The 21716-nt window shown below is 69.7% G+C and carries 15 protein-coding genes and 1 pseudogene; 5 read left to right on the top strand and 11 right to left on the bottom strand.

Annotation, left to right across the window (positions count from 1 at the left end):
* Positions 1-66: 66 nt before the first annotated feature.
* The 3 genes from ACYVO6_RS27485 to ACYVO6_RS27475 all read right to left on the bottom strand — a co-directional run bounded on the left by ACYVO6_RS27485 (position 67) and on the right by ACYVO6_RS27475 (position 5653).
* Complete coding sequence (locus tag ACYVO6_RS27485) at positions 67-1530, bottom strand: aldehyde dehydrogenase family protein (RefSeq protein WP_461065653.1); 1464 nt, start codon at positions 1528-1530, stop codon at positions 67-69.
* A gap of 148 nt (positions 1531-1678) precedes the next feature.
* On the bottom strand, positions 1679-3361 hold the full coding sequence (locus ACYVO6_RS27480) for a PucR family transcriptional regulator (protein ID WP_461065651.1): 1683 nt from the start codon (positions 3359-3361) through the stop codon (positions 1679-1681).
* Positions 3362-3529: 168 nt separating this feature from the next.
* Positions 3530-5653, bottom strand: a complete 2124-nt coding sequence (locus tag ACYVO6_RS27475) for an ATP-binding protein (protein ID WP_461065649.1) — start codon at positions 5651-5653, stop codon at positions 3530-3532.
* A gap of 270 nt (positions 5654-5923) precedes the next feature.
* Here ACYVO6_RS27475 and gabT point away from each other — a divergent pair, with 270 nt between their 5' ends.
* Entirely contained in the window at positions 5924-7258 is a 1335-nt protein-coding gene (gene gabT / locus ACYVO6_RS27470; protein WP_461065647.1) for a 4-aminobutyrate--2-oxoglutarate transaminase, read from the top strand.
* 353 nt (positions 7259-7611) lie between these two features.
* Positions 7612-8220: a phosphatase PAP2 family protein gene (locus ACYVO6_RS27465; protein ID WP_461065645.1), complete on the top strand. Its 609-nt coding sequence runs from the start codon at positions 7612-7614 to the stop codon at positions 8218-8220.
* An 8-nt stretch (positions 8221-8228) separates the two neighbouring features.
* Here the strand turns inward: ACYVO6_RS27465 and ACYVO6_RS27460 are convergent, their stop codons facing one another.
* The 6 genes from ACYVO6_RS27460 to ACYVO6_RS27435 form a co-directional block, all read right to left on the bottom strand.
* Positions 8229-9656, bottom strand: a complete 1428-nt coding sequence (locus ACYVO6_RS27460) for an NAD(P)/FAD-dependent oxidoreductase (RefSeq protein WP_461065643.1) — start codon at positions 9654-9656, stop codon at positions 8229-8231.
* A 39-nt stretch (positions 9657-9695) separates the two neighbouring features.
* Complete coding sequence (locus tag ACYVO6_RS27455) at positions 9696-10496, bottom strand: ABC transporter permease (RefSeq protein WP_461065641.1); 801 nt, start codon at positions 10494-10496, stop codon at positions 9696-9698.
* On the bottom strand, positions 10497-11423 hold the full coding sequence (locus ACYVO6_RS27450; RefSeq protein ID WP_461065639.1) for an ABC transporter permease: 927 nt from the start codon (positions 11421-11423) through the stop codon (positions 10497-10499).
* On the bottom strand, positions 11420-12574 hold the full coding sequence (locus ACYVO6_RS27445) for an ABC transporter ATP-binding protein (protein ID WP_461065695.1): 1155 nt from the start codon (positions 12572-12574) through the stop codon (positions 11420-11422). Before ACYVO6_RS27445 ends, ACYVO6_RS27450 begins: the two co-directional genes overlap by 4 nt.
* 5 nt (positions 12575-12579) lie before the next feature.
* Entirely contained in the window at positions 12580-13803 is a 1224-nt protein-coding gene (locus tag ACYVO6_RS27440) for an ABC transporter substrate-binding protein (RefSeq protein WP_461065637.1), read from the bottom strand.
* Between the two features lie 638 nt (positions 13804-14441).
* Positions 14442-15113 (bottom strand): DUF4190 domain-containing protein, encoded by a 672-nt coding sequence (locus tag ACYVO6_RS27435; protein WP_461065635.1) that lies wholly within the window; start codon positions 15111-15113, stop codon positions 14442-14444.
* A 248-nt stretch (positions 15114-15361) separates the two neighbouring features.
* Between ACYVO6_RS27435 and ACYVO6_RS27430 the strand changes: the two are divergent.
* Positions 15362-16585, top strand: a pseudogene (locus ACYVO6_RS27430) (adenosine deaminase).
* A 17-nt stretch (positions 16586-16602) separates the two neighbouring features.
* The gene (locus tag ACYVO6_RS27425; RefSeq protein ID WP_461065633.1) at positions 16603-17301 is read left to right on the top strand and encodes a glycerophosphodiester phosphodiesterase; all 699 of its coding nucleotides are present in this window, start codon (positions 16603-16605) and stop codon (positions 17299-17301) included.
* Here the strand turns inward: ACYVO6_RS27425 and ACYVO6_RS27420 are convergent.
* Positions 17298-18950: an RNA polymerase sigma factor gene (locus tag ACYVO6_RS27420; RefSeq protein WP_461065631.1), complete on the bottom strand. Its 1653-nt coding sequence runs from the start codon at positions 18948-18950 to the stop codon at positions 17298-17300. The genes ACYVO6_RS27425 and ACYVO6_RS27420 overlap by 4 nt on opposite strands.
* 23 nt (positions 18951-18973) lie before the next feature.
* On the bottom strand, positions 18974-20257 hold the full coding sequence (locus ACYVO6_RS27415) for an alginate lyase family protein (protein ID WP_461065629.1): 1284 nt from the start codon (positions 20255-20257) through the stop codon (positions 18974-18976).
* A 278-nt stretch (positions 20258-20535) separates the two neighbouring features.
* On the opposite strand from ACYVO6_RS27415, the gene ACYVO6_RS27410 reads away from it, so the two are divergent.
* Positions 20536-21690: a serine hydrolase domain-containing protein gene (locus tag ACYVO6_RS27410; protein ID WP_461065627.1), complete on the top strand. Its 1155-nt coding sequence runs from the start codon at positions 20536-20538 to the stop codon at positions 21688-21690.
* Positions 21691-21716: the final 26 nt, after the last annotated feature.

The following is a 21716-nucleotide window of genomic DNA, read 5'->3' as shown; positions in this document are numbered from 1 at the left end:
CAGCGGTGCCGGGCCCTCTTCATCCCGGGATACGACCCGAGCGTACATGAAAACGATTGTCACAAGCTAGAGGCTGAGCCCGGTCAGCACCATGACCCGCTCGTACGTGTAGTCGTCCATCGCGAACTTCACGCCCTCGCGCCCGACTCCGGACTGCTTCACTCCGCCGTACGGCATCTGGTCGGCGCGATACGAGGGGACGTCGCCGATGATCACGCCGCCGACCTCCAGCGCACGGTGCGCGCGGAAGGCGGTCTGCAGGTCGTGGGTGAACACCCCTGCCTGGAGGCCGTACTTGGAGTCGTTGACGGCGGCGAAGGCGGCGGCCTCCCCCTCCACCCTGTGCAGGGTGAGGACGGGTCCGAAGATCTCCTCGCAGGACAGGGTGACGTCGCCCGGTACCTCGGCGAGAACGGTCGGCGCGTACGAGGCCCCGTCGCGTTTGCCGCCGGTCAGCAACTGGGCCCCCGCCCCGACCGCCTCGTCGACCCACGACTCCACGCGCCTCGCGGCGTCCTCGCTCACCAACGGGCCGACGTCGGTCGCGTCGTCGGAGGGATCGCCGGTCACCTGGGCCTCGACGGCGGCGACGATACGGGGCACCAGCCGGTCGTACACGGAGGCGTCGGCGATCACTCGCTGGACGGAGATGCAGGACTGGCCGCCCTGGTAGTTGGAGAAGGTGGCGATACGGCTTGCCGCCCAGTCCAGGTCCTCGTCACTGGCGTAGTCGGCCAGGACGACGGCCGCACCGTTTCCGCCCAGTTCCAGGGTGCAGTGCTTGCGCGGCACCGAGTCCATGATCGAGAAGCCGACCTTCTCGGATCCGGTGAACGAGATGACGGGCAGGCGCTCGTCCTGTACGAGGGCGGGCATGCGGTCGTTGGCGACCGGGAGGATGCTCCACGCTCCGGCGGGCAGTTCGGTCTTGGCTTCGGCTGCGGCTTCGGCGAGCAGTTCACCGATCATCAGGCCTGACAGCGGGGTCGCGGGTGCGGGCTTCAGGATGATCGGGACGCCGGCGGCGATGGCCGGGGCGATCTTGTGGGCGCACAGGTTGAGGGGGAAGTTGAAGGGTGCGATACCGAGGACGGCGCCCTTGGGGAAGCGGCGCGTGATCGCGAGCCGTCCTTGTCCGCCGAGGTCGGTGTCGAGTCGCTGGGCCTCTCCGCCGTTGAATCGCCGGGCTTCCTCAGTCGCGAACCGGAACACGGATACGGCTCGGCCGACTTCGCCGCGGGCCCACTTGATCGGCTTTCCGTTCTCGGCCGAGATGAGGCGGGCGATCTCCTCGGTTCGCTCGATGAGTCGGCGGGAGACGTGGTCGAGGGCGGCGGCGCGTATGTGGGCCGGGGTGGCGGCGAACTCGTCGCGCACGGCGTGGGCGGCGGCGACGGCCTCGTCGACCTGCGCGTCGCTCGGCACGCTCACCGTGCCGACGACGTGGCCGTCCCACGGGGACGTGACCTCGAACGTGGCGTCGCCTGTGGCCTGGCGGCCGGCGAGCCAGAAGGCGTGCGTGTCAGTCATAGGGGGTCCGGCCCTTCGGTCGATGTGGTGTTGTACGTGCCCCACGGTAGGCCTGCCGGCCGGAGCGGTGGCTTGTCCGGCCTGTACCACTCACTGTGCTCGGTGCTCCACTTTGGCGCATACGGGGGTGGGGCGCTGGGTGGATGGGCTAACCGCCGGAAGCCGACGCTTTCAGGGCCAGCCAAAGCTCCATCCGCGTATCCGGATCATCCAGCGACCGCCCCAGGATCTCCTCGACCCGCCGCATCCGGTACCGCAACGTGTGCCGATGCACCCCAAGATCCGCCGCAGCCGCATCCCACTGCCCATGCCGCGACAACCAGGCCCGAAGGGAAGCGACCAGATCCCCCCGCCCCGTCGCGTCATGCTCATACAACGCCCGCAACAAGCCGTCCGCGAACGCCCGCACAGCGTCGTCCGCGAGCAACGGCACCACGGACCCCGCGGCCAACTCCTCGTGCTCGACCAGCACCCGCCCCCGCCGCCGGGCAACGGACAAGGCCTGTTCGGCCTGCTTATAGGCAGCCGCGGCGGCAATGGGGCCGGCAGGAGCCGACAGTCCGACCACCAACTCGTCCTCGTCCACGCCCTGCTCAGCCGCACCCCGATCGGCCAGGAGCGCCTCCGCGTACTGGGCGCAGGACGCAACCACCGCTCCCCCGTCCGCGGCCAGCACCACCAGCCGCTCCCCATCGGGCACGACCAGCACGGCCTCCCCCGACCGGGCCGCCGCGGCCTCGACGACCTCCGCGAACCCGCCCACCGGATCAGTCCCGGCATCGGCCGCCGCGTCAGTCCCTGAAGCCGGAGCCGCTGCCGAAGCCGAAGTTGAGACCAAGCCTCCGCCCACGCCCCGGCCCCGCGTACCCGGCACCGCCCCGGACTCCGCAAGGATCACGCGATACGGAGCATCGAGCAGCTCCCCGTACAGATCCCCCGCGGCAGCCCGAGCATGGTCCGGCTGCCCCGCCAGCAGCATGCGCAGCACCGCCGCCCCGATCCGCTGCTCCGCCGCATACAGCGACCGCGACCGCTCAGTCGTGAGCGTCAGCAGAGCGATGGCCGAATGCACGGCGTACCGCTCGGCCGTACCCAGTGCCGCGGCCGTGCCCACAGCCAGCGCCCCCAGCGGCCGCTTCCCCGTCCCCAGCGAGTGCAGCTCGACGCGGTCCTCGTCCTCGCCCTCCTCGGAGGAGCCCCCGACGACGGAACTGGCGGGCACGCTCCGCTCCCACAGCCGCTCCACGTCGGCGGTGAGCAGGGCCGCCCGCCTCCCCGCCCACTCGGGCGCCGTCGCGACGACGGCGCCGGACGCGTCGTACAGGGCGGCCCACCCGTCGACCTGGGAGGCGAGCGCTGCCAGCAGGCCCTCGGGTCCCTCGCTCAAGGCCCGCTTGGTCAGCTCGCGTTGGGCGGCGAAGCCGGCGGTCACGGCGCGGTACTGGTCGGCGGCGATCGCGGCGGAGACGGCTTTGCTGATGGCGAGGAAGGGGGTGCGCCGAGGGACTTCGAGGAGTGGTAGGCCCTCCCGCTCCGCGGCGTCGACCAGCGCCTTCGGAATCTCCTCGTAGTGGAGCCCGACCGCGAACCCGAGCCCCGCGACGCCCGCCCCGGCGAGCCGCTTCACATAGCGCCGCATGGCCTCGGGGTCCTCCGCGTCCAGCTGGAGCGCGGTGATCAGGAGCAGCTCCCCGCCCTCCATGTACGGCACGGGGTCGGCGAGTTCGCTGGCATGGGCCCAGCGGACGGGCCGGTCCAGGTGTTCCTCGCCCGCGCGCACGGTGAGTTTGAGCGCCGAGTGCTGGACGAGCGAGGAGAGCGTGGGGGGCATGGGACCTTCAGGTCTTCCTGGCGAGGCCTTCACCGGAGCGGCGGAAGTGCAGTGAGTAGCGGAGGGTATGATCTTTTGGCCGTCACGTATGAACGACCTGTGTCGATTCTGCCTCACTGTACGGTGACCACGTCACCTTATGTCCAGATGTCCTGCCACCTGTCCGGCTCAGTCGCGAAGATCCACCAGCAACGGCGGCGCATGCTCCCCGCGCACACTCGTGAGCGACAGCACCGCATGCCCCGGCGGAACGGCATGCGCCAGCTCGGACGCGGACCACCGCTCACGTTCGACCTGCCGCACGGTGACTGCCCGGGCGGTGGGCGCACGTCCCGTGATCACTCGGCGCAGCGCGTGGGCGGTCTTGCCGAGCGGGGTCTCGGCGATGATCTGCCGGTCGGTGACGTCCGTCGCCTCGGTCCACTCCTTGCCCCACACCTCGGCGAAGTCCTGCCCGTCCCAGGGCGTGAGCCCGGACAGCGCCACCCGGCAGCCGATCGCCCCGAGCAGCGGCGACCTGAGCGGCCGCGGCACATCGTCGAGCGTACGCAGGGTCATGACCACCCCCGCATTGGCGGACCGCAGCCGCTGGACTCCTCGTACCGCCTCGGGCGTGACGACGCCCGTCGCATCGTCCAGCACCAGACACGCGAACAACGACCGGTCCTCGCGCACCGCCACACTCGCTGTGAACTGCGCAAGCACGAGCCGTGCCAGGATCCGCGAGGCGTCGGCGTGTCCGCGTTCGGGCAGGTCGATGCGTACCCGCACCGGGTGATCCAACGCCCTCAGCGAAAACGGCCGCGACTGCCCGGACGTGTTGAAGAAGCCGGCGAAGGCGGGCCGGTCCAGCAGCGCCACCCGATCCGCGAGTACGCCCCCCACATCCCCCGGATGCCCCAACTGCCGCTCCCTGGCGTCGAGTTCGCGCAGCAGCGACTCCTGTCCAGCCTCCGTGAGCGCCTTGCGCAGCGCGCCGAGCGGGCCGGGCGCGCCGTCGAGGAGCTGCCGCAGTTCGGGTACGGAGGGGAAGCGCCCGTGGACCGCGCGATACGGTCCGAGCAGCTGGGCGAGCACGGTGGTGGACCGGCGGCTGTCTCCGCCGGGGTGCGGATCGGTGAGGTCGCCGACCAGTGCCTCGGCAAGGACGGCCGCCGCCTCGTCGGGGTCGTGGGTTCCGCCGTACAGGTCGAGGTCGTAGACGGACTCGGGACTTCCGACCTGTACGACGACGTCATACGCGTCCGCGGGCCCGAGCCCCGCGCCCGCCGCCCCTACCACGACGACGGCGGCCCGCCCGGCGAGCGCGTGCAGGCACAGCGACTCGGCGAGCGGCCAGACGACACCGCTGGTCTTGCCGGATCCGGCGGGGCCGACGGCGAGCAGGGAGGTGCCGAGGAGTTCGGGGCCGAGGCCGAGTCCGGTGCCGCGGTAGGCGTACGGATTGCGCGCGTCGTCGGCGGTGGTACCGAGCCGGACCTGCCCGGTGACGAGGTCGTGCTGGGCGAGGCGCCCCGGAAGATCACGCTCGCCGGAAGGGTGCAGGCAGGCGGCGGCGCCGTCCTTGAGCACGGCGCCGGTGAAGGTGGCGAGACTGTGCCGCCCGCTGCGTACGCCCTGCCAGGCGCGGGTGATGCGCGCGTGGTCGACGTCGCGCATCAGCCCGGAGCGGGCCTCGGCGGCGAGCCGTTCGGCGGCGTCGGTGGCTCCGGCGTCGCGGAGCCCGGGCCACTCGGCGGGATCGTCCTGCGGCTCGGGAGCCGTCTGCTTGGGCTCTCGGCGCCGGAAGAGGGGGGCGACGAAGCGGCGCCAGACCTCACTCCAGCGGCCGAGCCGCCCGACCGCGACCATGATGGCCAGGGCGACAAGCAGCTGATAGCTCCGATACACGAAGAGATTGCCGACCTCGCCGATCGCACTGTTGTCGCCACGCCAGGAGTCGGGTGTGAGCAGGAACAGCGGCACCCACCACCAGTCGCCCAGGTAACCGTTCTGCAGCAGCGACCAGATCAGCCATCCCACGAGGAAGGCGATCAGCGCGCCGCTGAGCAACTGCCGGGTCGGAACGACCTCCGGCTCCTCGTCCGGCCGCGGCCGGTGCCCGAACCGCCACACCCCCGGCGCCGCCTCGGGCCGGGGAGCCCGCAGCCAGGCCAGGAAGGCGGAGCCGTCCGGCATCGGCGGCGCGCCCGGCGCCTGCGCGGGCCGTGGCGGTACCTGAGGCGGCCCCGCCGGGCGCGGCACACGATCGGCGTGTGTGCCCCGTGCGTCCTGCGTGCCGTCGCTGTCCATCGCCCTTGTCCCCTGACCAGCCGTTCGATCCACCATCAGCGAGCCAATCTAATGCCCCCGCAGGGGGAGTTCACCGCATTGCCCGGCCAGGCCCGGGCCAGCCCCTCGGCTACCGCCATGTCCACCACGGACAACCCGACCCTCCGACAACGCCCACATGGAGCATGCCCACTCCCCACCCCCGGCCCTAGCCTGCGAAGAAAGAAACCGATCTGTCCGAAACACCCCGCCGCACAGACCCCGCCCGCAAGACCCCAGGGAGCCCCCTTCATGAGCGCACTTCCGCAGGAGCGCCGCGTCATCACCGCTATCCCCGGCCCGAAGTCGCAGGAGTTGCAGGCCCGCCGCACCGCCGCGGTCGCGGCCGGTGTGGGGTCCGTGCTGCCCGTGTTCGCCGCTCGTGCGGACGGCGGGATCATCGAGGACGTCGACGGGAACCGGCTGATCGACTTCGGCTCCGGAATCGCCGTGACCGGCGTCGGTGCGAGCGCCGAGGCCGTCGTACGCCGGGCGTCCGCGCAGCTCGCCGACTTCACCCACACCTGTTTCATGGTCACGCCGTACGAGGGCTACGTGGCCGTCGCCGAGGCGCTGGCCGAGCTGACCCCCGGCGATCACGCCAAGAAGTCGGCCCTCTTCAACTCGGGCGCCGAGGCCGTCGAGAACGCCGTCAAGATCGCCCGCGCGTACACCAAGCGCCAGGCCGTCGTCGTCTTCGACCACGGCTATCACGGCCGTACGAATCTGACGATGGCGCTGACCTCGAAGAACATGCCGTACAAGCATGGCTTCGGCCCCTTCGCGCCGGAGATCTACCGGATGCCGATGGCGTACGGCTACCGCTGGCCGACCGGCCCCGAGAACTGCGGCCCCGAGGCCGCCGCGCAGGCCATCGACCAGATCAGCAAGCAGGTGGGCGCTCAGAACGTGGCCGCGATCGTCATCGAGCCGCTCCTCGGCGAGGGCGGCTTCATCGAGCCGGCGAAGGGCTTCCTGCCGGCGCTCGACAAGTTCGCGAAGGACAACGGCATCGTCTTCGTCGCGGACGAGATCCAGTCAGGTTTCTGCCGCACCGGTCAGTGGTTCGCGTGTGAGGACGAGGGCATCGTCCCGGACCTGATCACCACGGCGAAGGGCATCGCGGGCGGTCTGCCACTGGCCGCCGTCACGGGCCGCGCCGAGATCATGGACGCCGCGCACGTGGGCGGCCTGGGCGGCACCTACGGCGGCAACCCCGTCGCCTGCGCGGGCGCCCTCGGCTCGATCGAGACGATGAAGGAACTCGACCTGGGCGCCAGGGCGCGGCACATCGAGACGGTCATGAAGGCACGTCTCGGCGCCATGCAGGAGAAGTACGAGATCATCGGCGACGTCCGCGGACGCGGCGCCATGCTGGCCATCGAGCTCGTCAAGGACCCGTCCACCAAGGAGCCGAACCCGGAGGCCACCGCCGCGCTCGCCAAGGCCTGCCACCAGGAGGGCCTGCTGGTCCTGACCTGTGGCACCTACGGCAATGTGCTGCGCTTCCTGCCGCCCATGGTCATCGGCGAGGAACTGCTCAGCGAGGGCCTCGACATCCTGGAGCAGGCGTTCACCCGCATCTGAGCAGGACTTCTCTCATCCGCTTCCGCTGCGGGGCGGCGACGAGCAAGACATGTGAAGAACGTGTGCGGGGTGCATGGCGGGAGGCGAATCGGTCTGTCGGACGCCGATCCCCTGTCGTAGGTTCTACCCAGATGAGAGATACACCCCGCCCACAGGGAACTGTGGGCGATTCAGGGTCGAGGCCTCCCCAGCTTCACCCTGGTCGTGCCCTCGCGCACACAACTGGAGCCTCCGGCTCCGGAGGGTCTCCTCACCGATCGGACAGTCGCTCGCCCCAAACCCCCCGGGGCGTGCGACGACCCGGTCTTTGCGGCCGCCTCGGAACTACCCCCCCTGTTCCGGGGCGGCCGACCTTGTCTCTGGCGGCTCTGGCCACTCTGGCCCTGCTCTTCGCGTTCCTCACCTGGCAGGTCGCCGTCGACAGCCCGTTGCGCCGCGCCGACGAGCGCCTGGGCCGGGCGATCGCGGACGGCCCACTGCCGGACGGCGTCGCCGAACTCCTCGCTGATCTCGGCAACGTCACGGTCGCCGCCCCGGTCCTGGTCGTCGTTCTCGCGTACGTCGCCTGGCGCGCGCGTCGCGCCGGTACGCCCCGCTGGTGGCTGCCGGCGCTCGCGGCCCTGGTCACCATGGCCGCCGTACCGGTGCTGGTCATCCCGCTGAAGGAAGCCGTGGGGCGCACGGGTCCACCCGGCATGGCGGGCGACGGCTACTACCCCTCGGGCCATACGGCGACGGCCGCCGTCGCCTACGGAGCGGCCGTCCTGCTTCTGCTGCCCTGGCTGCGCGGCTCGTACGTCCGCCGTGAACTCACCATCGGCTGCCTGGTGTTGGCCGTCGCCGTCGGCTTCGGGCTGGTCCGGCGCGGCTACCACTGGCCGTTGGATGTGGTGGCGAGTCTGGTGTTGAGCGCGATGCTGCTGATCGCGCTCACGGTGTTCCTGAACTCCCGTCGTCGCTAGCCCCGGCTTCAGCTGTCGAATCCGAGGCCCAGTCTGTCCATCGTCTTCAGCCACAGATTGCGTCGGCCGCCGTGCGCGTCCGCCCGCGCCAGCGACCACTTGGTGAGCGCGATGCCCGTCCAGGCGAAGGGCTCCGGCGGGAAGGGGAGCGGCTTCTTGCGGACCATTTCCAGGGACGTACGTTCCGTACGCTCCCCCGCCAGCAGGTCGAGCATCACGTCCGCGCCGAAGCGGGTGGCCCCTACGCCGAGTCCCGTATAGCCCGCCGCGTACGCGACCCGCCCCTGATGTGCCGTGCCGAAGAAGGCCGAGAAACGGGAACAGGTGTCGATCGCGCCGCCCCACGCGTGCGTGAAGCGGACGCCCTCGAGCTGGGGGAAGCAGGTGAAGAAGTGCCCGGCGAGCTTGGCGTAGGTCTCCGGGCGGTCGTCGTACTCGGCGCGCACCCGGCCGCCGTACGGATAGACCGCGTCGTAGCCGCCCCACAGGACACGGTTGTCGGCCGACAGCCGGAAGTAGTGGAACTGGTTGGCGCTGTCGCCGAGGCCCTGGCGGTTCTTCCAACCGAGGGAGGCGAGCTGGGCTTCGGTGAGCGGCTCGGTCATCAACGCGTAGTCGTAGACCGGGACGGTGTACGGGCGGACGCGTCTGACCAGGTTGGGGAAGATGTTCGTGCCGAGGGCGACGTGGCGGGCGCGGACGCTGCCGTACGGAGTGCGTACGGCCATACCGGCGCCGTGCGCCTTCAGGCTGAGCGCGGGCGTGTGCTCGTACACGCGGACGCCCAGCCCGATGCAGGCGCGTTTGAGGCCCCAGGCGAGTCTGGCGGGGTTCAGGAGCGCGACGCCGTGGCGGTCATGGAGGCCAGCACGGAATGTCGGTGAGTCGACTTGTTGCCGTACGGCGTCGGCGTCGAGGTACTCGATGCCGTTCGCGAGTCCGTGGCGCTCCAACTCCCCGTACCAGTCACGGAGTTCGGCAGCCTGGTACGGCTCGGTGGCGACGTCGATCTCGCCGGTGCGCTCGAAGTCGCAGTCGAGGGAGTAGCGAGCGACGGTGGCCTCGATCGCGTCGAGGTTTCGGGCGCCCAGCTCCTGGAGTGTGTGGATCTCGTCCGGCCAGCGGCTGAGGCCGTTGGCCAGGCCGTGCGTGAGCGAGGCCGCGCAGAAGCCGCCGTTGCGGCCGGAGGCGGCCCAGCCCGCCTCGCGGCTTTCGACGAGCACCACATCGCGGTGCGGGTCGCGTTCTTTGGCGAGCAGCGCGGTCCACAGTCCGGTGTAGCCGCCGCCGACGACGAGCAGGTCGCAGGTCTCGGCGCTGGTGAGGGCAGGCTCGGGGCGAGGCTTTGCAGGGTCGTCCAGCCAGTGGGAAACCGGCTGGGCTTCGGAGAGGGATTTCATCCAGTGATTCCAACGGGTCATGGCGCTCGGGGCCATGATGTCAACTCCCCACAGAATTTTGGCAGTTGTGCCCGGTTATGCTCTCTGCCGCTTTCGGCGACCGCTGATGACCATTCCGGACAGCACGATCAGTACGGCGACGATGAACATGGCCGTACCGATGACATTGATCTGGACGGGTGTGCCGCGTTGCGCCGAGCCCCAGACGAACATGGGGAAGGTGACGGTCGCACCCGCGTTGAAATTGGTGATGATGAAATCGTCGAAGGAGAGCGCGAAGGCGAGCAGTGCGCCCGCGGCGATTCCGGGGGCCGCGATGGGCAGGGTGACGCGGACGAAGGTCTGGACCGGTCCGGCGTACAGATCCCGCGCGGCTTCCTCCAGCTTCGGGTCCATCGACATGACGCGCGCCTTGACGGCTGTCACGACGAAGCTGAGGCAGAACATGATGTGGGCGATCAGGATCGTCCAGAAACCCAACTGAGCGCCCATGTTGAGGAAAAGCGTCAGCAGGGAGGCGGCCATGACGACCTCGGGCATCGCCATGGGAAGGAAGATCAGCGAGTTCACGGCGCCCCGCGCGCGGAAGCGGTAGCGGACCAGCGCGAAGGCGATCAGCGTGCCGAGAACCGTCGCGCCGAGTGTCGCCCAGGCCGCGATCTGCAGACTCAGTGACAGCGAACCGCACAGATCGGCAACCCCGCACGGATCGGTCCAGGCGTCCGTGGAGAACTGCTGCCATTCGTAATTGAAGCGCCCCTTCGGATTGTTGAAGGAGAAGACCGTGACGACGACGTTCGGCAGGAGCAGATATCCGAGCGTCAACAGGCCTGCCATGACGACGAGATGGCGCTTGAGCCAGCGTACGAGGACCATTTAGACCAGATCCTCCGTTCCGGACTTGCGAATGTAGAGCGTGACGATGATGAGGATCGCGGCCATGAGGATGAAGGAAAGAGCCGCGGCCGTCGGATAGTCGAGAACCCGCAGGAACTGGCCCTGGATCACGTTTCCGACCATGCGGGTGTCCGTGGAGCCGAGCAGATCGGCGTTGACGTAGTCACCGCTGGCGGGGATGAACGTGAGGAGCGTGCCGGAGACGACGCCCGGCATGGACAGCGGGAAGGTCACCTTGCGGAAGGTCGTGAACGGCTTGGCATACAGGTCGTGCGCCGCCTCGTGGAGGCGGCCGTCGATGCGATCGAGGGAGGTGTAGAGCGGCAGGATCATGAACGGCAGGAAGTTGTACGTGAGTCCGCAGACCACCGCGAGCGGCGTGGCCAGCACGCGGTCACCGGCCGTGATGCCGAGCCAGCTCGTGACGTCCAGCAGGTGCAGCGAGTTGAGGGCGCCGACGACCGGGCCACCGTCCGCGAGGATCGTCTTCCAGGCGAGCGTACGGATCAGGAAGCTGGTGAAGAACGGCGCGATGACCAGGATCAGGATCAGATTGCGCCAGCGGCCCGCGCGGAACGCGATCAGATACGCGAGCGGATAGCCGAGCAGCAGACACAGGGCGGTGGCGGTGCCGGCGTAGAGGACCGAGCGCAGGAACTGCGGCCAGTACTCGGAGACCGCGTCCCAGTAGGTCGCGAAGTGCCAGGTGACCTTGTAGCCCTCCTCCAGGGAGCCCGTCTGCACGGACGTGGAGGCCTGGTAGACCATCGGCAGCGCGAAGAAGAGCAGCAGCCAGAGGATGCCGGGCAGGAGCAGCCAGTACGGGGTGAGGCGGCCTCTTCTGCGCGGGGGCTTCTTCTGTGGGGTGGGTGCGAGAGGCGGTGGCGCCTCGGTGACGGTCGTCATGCCGAGGCCTCTTCTCCGACTGTCTCGACACCTGCATCGATGTCCTGAGTCGCGTCCAGGCCGAAGGTGTGCGCCGGGCTCCAGTGCAGGACCACCTCGGCGCCGGGGACGAGGCGGGCGTCGCGGTCGATGTTCTGGACGTAGACCTCGAACTCGGGGCAGACGGGGCTGTCGATGACGTACTGCGTGGAGACGCCGATGAAACTGGAGTCGGCGATCTTCCCGGTGATGCGGTTGCGGCCCTCGGGTATCCCGCCCGCGTCGTCGGCATGCGTGAGGGAGATCTTCTCGGGGCGGACGCCGACCAGGACCTTGCCGCCGGTCGCGGTGGGCGCCGAACAGCGCGCGGCCGGCAGGGAGAGCTTGCCACCGCCCGCCCTGAGCACGATCTCGTCGCCGCTCTTGGTGTCGACCTCGGCCTCGATGAGGTTGGAGGTGCCGAGGAAGTTGGCGACGAAGGTGGTGTTCGGGTTCTCGTAGAGGTCGGCGGGCGATCCGAGCTGTTCGACACGGCCCGCGTTCATCACGGCGACCGTGTCGGCCATCGTCATGGCCTCCTCCTGGTCGTGCGTGACGTGGATGAACGTGATGCCCACCTCGGTCTGGATGCGCTTGAGTTCGAGCTGCATCTGACGGCGCAGCTTGAGGTCGAGGGCGCCGAGGGGTTCGTCGAGGAGCAGCACCTTGGGGTGGTTGATCAGCGCGCGGGCGACGGCGACGCGCTGCTGCTGGCCGCCGGAGAGCTGGTGCGGCTTCTTGCGGGCCTGCTCGCCGAGTTGTACGAGCTCGATCATCTCCTCGACCTGCTTCTTCACGGACTTGATGCCGCGTCGGCGCAGACCGAAGGCGACGTTCTCGAAGATGTCGAGGTGCGGGAAGAGGGCGTACGACTGGAAGACGGTGTTCACCGGCCGCTTGTAGGGCGGCAGGTTCGTCACGTCCTGGTCTCCCAGGGACACGTTTCCCGACGTGGGTTCCTCCAGGCCCGCGATCATCCGCAGGGTGGTGGTCTTTCCGCAACCCGATGCCCCTAGGAGGGCGAAAAACGATCCCTGGGGGACGGTCAGGTCGAGCGGGTGCACGGCGGTGAAGGAGCCGTACGTCTTGCTGATTCCGGAGAGGCGGACATCGCCGCTGGTGTCTTTCGTCATCATCGTCACGCCCCTGTGAGCTTTGCGAACTTCTCTTCGTACGCCGTCTCTTCCTTCGTGCTCAGGGAGCGGAAGGAGCGCGACTTGGCGGCCATGGCCGCGTCGGGGATGATCAGCGGGTTGTTCGCCGCGTCTTCGTCGATCTTCGCCAGTTCGGCCTTCACACCGTCCACGGGGCACACGTAGTTGATGTACGCGGCGAGCTGCGCGGCCGGGCCGGGCTCGTAGTAGTAGTCGATGAGCCGTTCGGCGTTGGTCTTGTGGCGGGCTTTGTTGGGGACCAGCAGGTTGTCGGTCGACGTCATGTAGCCGCTGTCCGGGATCACGAAGTCCACGTCCGGGCTGTCCGCCTTGAGCTGGACGACATCACCGGCCCAGGCGATACAGGCCGCGAGGTCGCCCTTGGTGAGGTCGGCCGTGTAGTCGTTGCCGGTGAAGCGGCGGATCTGGCCCTGGTCGACGGCCTTCTGGAGGCGGGCGATCGCCGCGTCGTAGTCGTCGTCGGTGAACTTCGCCGGGTCCTTGCCCAGGTCCAGCAGCGTCATGCCGATGCTGTCGCGCATCTCGGAGAGGAAGCCGACGCGTCCCTTGAGCCTGGGGTTGTCGAGCATGTCGGAGACGGACTTCACCTCGACGCCGTCGAGTGCCTTCTTGTTGTACGCGATGACCGTGGAGATACCGGTCCAGGGATACGAGTACGCGCGTCCCGGATCCCAGTCGGGGTTGCGGAACTGCTGGGAGAGGTTGGCGTACGCGTGCGGCAGGTTGGACGGGTCCAGTTTCTGGACCCACCCGAAACGGATCAGCCGGGCGGCCAGCCAGTCGGTGACGCAGATGAGGTCGCGGCCGGTGTCCTGGCCTGCCGCCAGCTGGGGCTTGATCTTGCCGAAGAACTCGACGTTGTCGTTGATGTCCTCGGTGTACTTGACCTTGATGCCGGTGCGCTGCGTGAACGCGTCGAGCGTGGGGTGGCGCTTCTCGCTGTCGTCGACGTCCATGTACTCGGTCCAGTTGGAGAAGCTGATCTCCTTCTCCTTGGCCGAGTGGTCGTCGGAGTCGACACCTGCGGTGTTTTTTGCCGCCGGGATGCCGCAGGCGCTCAGCGTTGCGGCGCCGCCGAGGGTGAGGGCGCCGCCGGTGGTGGCGCGCAGCAGTGAACGGCGGGTGACGGAGGGTCCGCCGTTCCTGATGCTGCGCTGCACGTGCTTGATCTGGCCCGCGTTGTGCATGTCGCTCTCCTCCGCCGCCGTTCCCCTCCGGGGGAGGGGGGTGGCGTGGCTCCAGCTCGATTTGAAGGCTGATCCTGACAGAGGGGGGTCTGCGCAACAAGGGATTCCGTTGTTGCCTTTTGGTTAAGCGACGGAATCTGTTGATCGTTGGCGGGTGCGGGTTCGTTGTGGCTGGTCGCGGGTGCCTCCGGCGGTGGGGCGGGTGCGGGTTCGTGGTGGTTGCTCGCGCCGTTCCCCGCGCCCCTTTGGGTCCGGTGGGTGGGTCGGGGCCGTGGGCCGGTGCGTCAGCCCGTCGCAGGCCGGGCATACGGCCCTTTGCTGGTACAGGGTCCTGGTGGCCTGAGACAGAACCTAAGCGACGGGCATACGACGCACCGGCCCACGTCCCCTCCCGCCGGAGGGCGAGTGCGGGCACGTCGGGGCTGGTGAGCATGGTGGCTGGCGGCTCCGGGAGCGCCCCTTCAGGGGCGCGGGGAACTGCGCGACCAGCCACGACGCACCCGCGGCCGCGACACGACTGTCACCCCCACCCCCTTGGGGGGTCTGGGGGCGCAGCCCCAGTTTCGGGAAGGGGCGGGCCTGGGGAAGAAAACCCCTCCCACTCCAACCCCCCGCCTATCCGCACCCCGGCGGAGCCGCTAGCGTTCGGCGACGAGTGATGTGTTGAAGCCGTCGTCGCCCGTGTTCGAGTAGTCGGTTTCGCTGTCGTCGAGCAGGCCGGGGGCGATGATGACCAGCACGAACATGGTCACGCCCAGCGCGATGCCCGCGGCTCCGCAGATGATCCCGGCCAGGGCCTGGCCGGCGTTGGTGGCCTCGCCCCGGCGGGCTTTGCCGCGGCCGATCGCGCCGAAGATCACCGCGAGGATGCCCAGGATGATGGCCACCGGCCAGAGACAGAAACCGACCGCAGAGATGATCCCGAGCACCATCCCCGTCGTGCCCATGCCGTTGCTCGGCGCCATGGGCATCCCGGGCCAGCCGTAGCCGGGACCGGCGCCCGGGGTGGCCGGATAGTAGGGCTGCTGTCCCTGGTAGCCATAGCCGTAGGGCACCTGGCCTGGCCCTTCCGGGGAGATGGGGGGCGGGGGAACGGGTTCGCCGGGGCCGCCGCCCGGGGCCGCGAAGGGGTTGCCGGATGGATTCGACGGACTCGGCGGATTCGGGGGCGTACCGCCAGGGCCCGCGAACGGGTTGCCTGGGCCGGAGGCGGCCGGCGGTGCCACGGGATTGGCCCAGGGCTGGGCGCCGCCCGGCGAAGGCGGCGTGCCCGCGCTGGGTATCGAGGTGACCGTCGGCTGGTCATGCACGGAAGGTGAGCCGGCGCCGCCCCGCTGCCCGGAGCCCCCGGCACCGTAGGGCGGCCCAGAAGCCCCCGCTCCCGAAGCTGCCCCAGCGCCCGGCTCGTCCAAGGGAACCTGGGGAGTCGCGTCCTGCGGACCTGCGCTCGGGGCTCCGGCAGTCGGAGCCCGGTGCTCAGGCGGAGCCCACGGGTTCGGTTCGCCGTTCCCCGGCGTACCCGGCGGCTGCGCGGCGTCGGACATGCGCGGAGTCCCCTCTGTCGTACGTTCCGTCATGTTACGGCCGGACCACGGGCCCATGGACCCCGGCCTACGATGATCCCGCACCACCGATCAGCCGATCATCCGCGCCCCACCGGTACACAACTCGACACCGGCCGGGCGCCGTTCCCGGGGAGGAACCCTTGACCGACCACCGCGACCCGAACGTCCCGCCCGCCGTGCCCGTCCCCCGCGACCTGCACTCCTTCATCGCCGGGCTGCCCAAGGCCGAACTCCACGTGCACCACGTCGGCTCCGCCTCCCCCCGTATCGTCTCCGAACTGGCCGCCCGCCACCCCGACTCCAAGGTGCCGACCGACCCCGAGGCGCTCGTCGACTACTTCACGTTCACGGACTTCGCCCACTTCATCGAGGTGTATCTGTCCGTCGTGGACCTCATCCGCACCCCGGAGGACGTACGCCTGCTCACGTACGAGATCGCCCGCGACATGGCGCGGCAGCGCATCCGCTACGCCGAGCTGACCGTCACGCCGTTCTCCTCGACCCGTCGCGGTATCGAGGACGGCGCATTCATGGACGCGATCGAGGACGCCCGCAAGGCAGCCGAGGCCGACTTCGGGACCGTACTGCGCTGGTGCTTCGACATCCCCGGAGAGGCGGGTCTCGAGGCCGCCGAGGAGACCACCCGGCTCGCCACCACCGACAAGATCCGCCCGGAGGGCCTCGTCTCGTTCGGGCTCGGCGGGCCCGAAGTCGGCGTGGCCCGGCCGCAGTTCAAGCCGTACTTCGACCGCGCGATCGCGGCCGGGCTGCGTTCCGTGCCGCACGCGGGTGAGACGACCGGGCCGGAGACCGTCTGGGACGCCCTCACCGACCTGCGCGCCGAGCGCATCGGGCACGGCACGAGTTCGGCGCAGGACCCGAAGCTCCTCGCGCACCTGGCCGAGCACCGCATCGCGCTGGAGGTGTGCCCGACCTCCAACATCGCCACGCGTGCGGTCCGCACGCTCGACGAGCACCCGATCAAGGAGTTCGTACGGGCCGGGGTGCTCGTCACCATCAACTCCGACGATCCGCCGATGTTCGGCACGGACCTCAACAACGAGTACGCGGTGGCCGCCCGCCTCCTTGGCCTCGACGAACAGGGTCTCGCCGCGCTCGCCAAGAACGCCGTCGAGGCGTCGTTCCTGGACCCGGTCGGCAAGGCGGAGTTGGCCGGGGAGATCGACACGTACACCGCGGCATGGCTCGCGAACTGAACCAGCACAATGGGCCCATGCGTTCCGTGACAGCCGTGGCCCATCGCGGCGACCCCTATCGCGTCCGCGAGAACACGATCGACTCGCTGCGTTCCGCGCTCCAACGGGGCGCGGACGCCGTCGAGTTCGATGTGCGGCTGACCCGCGACGATGTGCCGGTGCTGCTGCACGACGCGACGCTGAAGCGGTTGTGGGAGCACGACCGGCCGCTGAGCTCGCTCTCCTCGGACGAGGTGCACGGACTCACCTCCGGTGGCGTTCCCACCCTGGAGGAGGCACTGAAGGCGACCGACCACGGCCGCTTCATGGTCGATCTGCCGGGCGCCGCGAACCCCCGGGCCGTACGCCGGATCGTCGACGTCATCCGCGACCTCGGCGCCGACGAGCGCGTGTACTACAGCGCCGGCGCCGAGACCATGCTCGCCGTCCGCGCGGCCGACCCCGCCGCGGAGATCGCCCTCACCTGGACCACGCTCGCGCCCCCACGCCCCGCCCTCCTCGAAGCGATCCGCCCCCGCTGGCTCAACTACCGCTTCAGCCTGGTCGACCGCGATATCGCCGCCCGCGTCCACCGCGACGGTTACCTCCTGTCGACCTGGACCCCCGACACCCGCCGCTCGATGCGACGGCTGCTGGATGCGGGAGCCGACTCGATCACGACGAACCGCATCGACACGCTGTGCTCGCTTCGGCAGGTGCCGTCAGAAGCCCCCTAGGTCGTCACCCGGGAGCGCTGTGGCACCGTCGCCGGATCGGCGGGCTTCGAGCGGGTGACGTACTGGGGCACCGGGGCGGTGTCCTTGCCGTTGTCGCGGGTGAGGCCGTAGCGGATGGCGCCCTGTTCGGGGCCGGTCGTGATGTCCTTGTTCACCGCTTCCCAGTCGGTCGGGAAGACGGCCAGGCCGTAGGAGGCGCCGCGCTCGTTGACGTTGAGGGTGACGGTGCCGTCGACGTAGAAGAACTCGTTCTGCCACATCTGCTGGGTGCCTTCCGGCAGGACGGTGAAGCCGATGTCCGGGCTGCCCATTCCGGTGGCATAGCCGGGCCGGGTGCCGCCGGCGTCGTCCATTCGTCGGCCGCCGCCGGACGCGACGTGGAAGAGCTTGCCCCGCAGGCCCGTCCAGGTCGGCATGACCAGGCCGCCGGGCCGGTCATGCGGGGAGATCTGCCAGCGCACCAGTACATAGCCCTGGCCGCTGAGCGTCACGCTCTCGCCGCGGTGCTGCATCACGGCCCGCCCGCCACCGGTGCTGGTGATGCCGGACTCGGGCCGGCGCGGCAGCTCGGCGGGGCGCGCGTTCGGGTCGGGTGCCTGGTCAACGGCGTCGACGACCGTGCCGTACAGGCTGGCCCTCCTCGTGGGTGAGGGGGTGGGCGTCGGCGTGGGCGTGGGTGATGGACTCGGACGGACCGTGCTCTGCGCCGTGGGGGCCGCGACGCGGGGGCGCGGCGCGTCCGGCGGCTGTGTGACCACGTAGGCGCCGCCCGCGACCATCGTCGCCCCGGCCGTCATGGCCACCGCGGGCTTGGTGAAAGCACCGACGATCTTGGCGGACCAGCCAACGGTCGTGGCGGCCGTCGTCGCGGCGACCGCCGTCTTGCCGCCGAAGACCAGCGAGAGCGTGAAGCCGACGGGGACGGGGACGAGCGCGAGCCCGACCAGCAGGCGTTCGGCCGGTACGACCTTCTCGCGCCGCCCGGAGCAGTGGCGGCAGTCCCGGATGTGCCGGGCCAGCCGCTTGCGCCACACCGAGTCGGGCTGCCCGTCCCAGCGGGCGGTGACCTCGCGCAGGTCGGGGCAGGACGAGCCGAGCGCCCGCACGATGCCCCGCGCGGTCTCCAGGCGTGCCTTCATCCGCTGGACGCGCACGGCGGCGTGCTGCCGGCTGATGCCGAGCGCCGACGCCAGCTCCCGCCGTGTGAGCTCGCCCGCGACCTCCAGCCACCACAGCGACAGGAGCTGCCGGTCCTCGTCGTCGAGCCAGCGCACCGCCTCCGCGACCTCACGCCGCTGCCCCTCCAACTGAAGCCGCAGTACGGTCAGTTCGGCGAAGTCGGCGGCCTCGTGCGCGGCGTCCTCAGCCAGCGACTCGGACGTACGGCGCCGCGCCCGGTCCCGTATCTGCCGCATCGCGATGGCGACCAGCCAGGAGCGGAAACTGTCCGGATCCCGCAGCGAGCCGAGGTTGTCCACGGCCCGCAGCATGGTCTCCTGCACGACGTCGTCCACGTCCGCGTGACCGTTCAGGGCGCGGCCGACGACGTTGTAGACCAGCGGCAGCCAGCCCTTGACCAGCTCGTCGAGGGCGCGCCGGTCACCGGCCTGCGCTGCCGCGATGGTCGTACGCCACTGCCGTCCGTCCACGTACGCCCCTTCCCGCACCGATGTCACTTGCTGTAGAGCAGCGTCCCGAAGCCCAGTTGGTCGAAGCCGCCACTGTTGGGGCCGTAGTCTCCGCCGCCGCCTTCGGCACGTACTTTCTCAGCCATCGCTGTGACGTGCGGCACCGGGAGGCGGCGGCGCCGGGCGTAGTGGTTGTGCAAAAGCTCCCAGACCGGGCGAATCTGGCCGCGGCCTATGTTGGAGATCACGGTCTGCTCGCGCCAGGCGCCCCTGGTCCCGGTGCGCCAGACGTACTTGGTGAAGGGGACGTCTCCTCCGAGGTTGTACTTGGCGACGTACTCGGCGGCCTTCATCAGGCGGTTGTTGTCATAGCCGTAGAAGTCGACGCCCTGGTTCCACGCCATCTCGCAGATCGAGCCCATCAGTCCCATGCCCATCGCGGTGTGGCCCTGGTCGCGACCGGACTCCTGCCACTGGGCCAGGCCCTGGTCCTCGTACACGAAGGGGACGGCGTTCTTGATCGAGCCGTTGCCCGCGCCCTTCTTGAAGTACTCCACGGCACGGTCGAACTTGGCCCTGTCGTCGCACAGGATGCCGATCGCCATGATCGAGGCGATGTTGCAGAGGTCCCAGTTCGCCCAGTAGTTGGTGATGACGGCGCCGTTGTGGTTGATCAGGAAGTGGTCGTTGAGTGGGTAGAAGACGTTGAGCAGCATCTTCTTGAAGCGGGTCAGGTCGAAGCCCGGATAGTCGCGGACGAGTTCGGCGGCGTTCGCGAACTGGTAGCCGTAGATGCCGGAGGCCAGGAACCGGTCGGAGTTCCCGGTGAGTGTGGTGAGCGTGGCCGACCAGGCGTTGAGGATCGCGACGGCCGCCTCGGCGTTCTCCTTCGTGCCCGCGATCTTCCAGCGCAGGGCGTTCTGGTAGGCGGCGTGGATGTCGTTGAAGAGAATGGCGTAGTTCTGGCCCGGGCCGCCGCGGATGATCCTGGCCTGCGGGTTGGGCTTCCAGGTGCTCGCGGAGTGCCGGTTGGCGGTCAGCCGCTGCCAGCCCGCCAGCCAGGGCTCTCCCTTCGCGGCCACGCGCATCTTGGCGCGGTTGAGGTCGCCGGCGTTGTGCAGCATCCCGGGGTGCGCGAAGGTCATTTTGGGGGCGGTGGTGCTGGAGGTGCTGGGCGACGACGCGGGCGTACCGGTCTGCGCGGCGCCGGCCGAGTCGCGGCCGCTCAGCGAGACCGCCATGCCGCCCACCGCACCCGCGGCGGCGACGCCTCCGGCGATCTTCACCATGCCGCGGCGGCTGATGCGGTGCTTGTTGTGCTCTGCCATGAAGAGCTCCTGTACGACAACGAGTGCGGGGGCGCGGCCTGTGGGTGTCAGGTGGGGCTTGTGTGCCGCGTGTGCACAGGAGACGGCGGAAACCTCTCCGCGATAACAATTTTTTCACGGATACGACCGCGGACCTTAAGGGAGACCCCTGACAACACCCTTGACCGGCACGTCAGTTGGCTGAGGGTCGGCCGAGGGGCGGTGCCCTCCTCGGTGATGATCCGCGGGGGCGGCATACGCGCGGAGGATGAAGATCCACCACCTCGAGGAGTCGCCTGATGCATGCCCGTGTCCGTACCGTCTGCGCCGCTGTCGTCGTCCTGGGCCTGGCAGCCGGACCCCTGGCCGGGGCCGCTGCCGCCTCCCCCGCCTCAACGGTCGTACGGAAGGCCGACGGCCCGAACGCCGCGGCCCTGCGCGCCGCGATAGCCGACCTGCCGGACCCGGACAAGGACGCGACAGCCGCGCTCGTACGGGTCGGCGGCACGGACGGCAGTTGGCACGGCAGCGCCGGCGTGCGCGATCTCGCCACCGGTCGCGCCGCCCTGGAGCACGGCCGCTTCCGGGCCGGCTCCACGACCAAGGTGGTCACGGCGGCCGTCGTACTCCAGCTCGCGGCCGAGGGGGAGGTGGACCTGGACGGGCACGTCCAGACGTACCTTCCCGGCCTGCTCTCGGACGACTTCGACCCCATCACCGTACGGCAGTTGCTGATCTTCACCAGTGGCCTGCAACCGGGCATTTCACTGGGCGACGTCGCCGGGGAGGGCTTCGAGAACCGCTACAAGACGTTGACGCCCGAGGAGGTCGTGGCCTCGTCCGTCGCCAAGGGGCGCGCGTTCGATCCGGGCCAGCGGCAGGTGTACGGCAACATCGACTACACCGTGCTCGGCATGCTCATCGAGAAGGTCACGGGCGACTCGTACGAACACCAGGCGGCCGTACGGATCTTCAAGCCGCTCTGCATGTGGCACACCTCCTTCCCCGGCGGCCCGGACCCCCGCATCCACGGCCCCCACAACCGCGGCTACCAGAAACTCGCCGACGGCCGCCTCGTGGACGCCACCGAGTGGAACATGTCGGACCGCTGGGCGGCGGGCGACATGATCTCCACGACGGCGGACCTGGAACGCCTCCTCTTCGGCCTGTTCCGCGGAAAGGTGGTCCCGAAGCCGCTCCTGAAGAAGGAGATGCTCACGCTCCCGAAGGTCGAGGAGGGCGAGGCGACCATGAGCGCGGGCCTGCAGTACTACAGCAAGGACGGCCTCACACTCTGGCTCAAGTCCGGCTCCCGCCCCGGCTACCGCACGGTGATCGCCACGACCCCCGACCTCTCCCGCACCCTCGTCCACTCGATCAATGCGACCGACGCCAAGGCCGTGGCCATGAACCCGGTGGAGGAGCGGATCCTCCGCGCCGCGTTCGGCTCCTGAGCACGAGTGGTGCGGGTCCTGCTCTG

The sequence above is a fragment of the Streptomyces pseudoechinosporeus genome, from assembly GCF_054783935.1.
This window is presented reverse-complemented; position numbering and strand designations above follow the sequence as displayed.

Excerpts from the sequence above, each read along its gene's own strand:
- ACYVO6_RS27460 (WP_461065643.1), bottom strand. The coding sequence starts at position 9,656 with ATGGCCCCGAGCGCCATGACCCGTTGGAATCACTGGATGAAATCCCTC.
- ACYVO6_RS27480 (WP_461065651.1), bottom strand. The coding sequence starts at position 3,361 with ATGCCCCCCACGCTCTCCTCGCTCGTCCAGCACTCGGCGCTCAAACTC.
- ACYVO6_RS27450 (WP_461065639.1), bottom strand. The coding sequence starts at position 11,423 with ATGACGACCGTCACCGAGGCGCCACCGCCTCTCGCACCCACCCCACAG.
- ACYVO6_RS27415 (WP_461065629.1), bottom strand. The coding sequence starts at position 20,257 with ATGGCAGAGCACAACAAGCACCGCATCAGCCGCCGCGGCATGGTGAAG.
- ACYVO6_RS27475 (WP_461065649.1), bottom strand. The coding sequence starts at position 5,653 with ATGGACAGCGACGGCACGCAGGACGCACGGGGCACACACGCCGATCGT.
- ACYVO6_RS27485 (WP_461065653.1), bottom strand. The coding sequence starts at position 1,530 with ATGACTGACACGCACGCCTTCTGGCTCGCCGGCCGCCAGGCCACAGGC.
- ACYVO6_RS27445 (WP_461065695.1), bottom strand. The coding sequence starts at position 12,574 with ATGACGAAAGACACCAGCGGCGATGTCCGCCTCTCCGGAATCAGCAAG.
- ACYVO6_RS27455 (WP_461065641.1), bottom strand. The coding sequence starts at position 10,496 with ATGGTCCTCGTACGCTGGCTCAAGCGCCATCTCGTCGTCATGGCAGGC.
- gabT (WP_461065647.1), top strand. The coding sequence starts at position 5,924 with ATGAGCGCACTTCCGCAGGAGCGCCGCGTCATCACCGCTATCCCCGGC.
- ACYVO6_RS27425 (WP_461065633.1), top strand. The coding sequence starts at position 16,603 with ATGCGTTCCGTGACAGCCGTGGCCCATCGCGGCGACCCCTATCGCGTC.
- ACYVO6_RS27410 (WP_461065627.1), top strand. The coding sequence starts at position 20,536 with ATGCATGCCCGTGTCCGTACCGTCTGCGCCGCTGTCGTCGTCCTGGGC.
- ACYVO6_RS27440 (WP_461065637.1), bottom strand. The coding sequence starts at position 13,803 with ATGCACAACGCGGGCCAGATCAAGCACGTGCAGCGCAGCATCAGGAAC.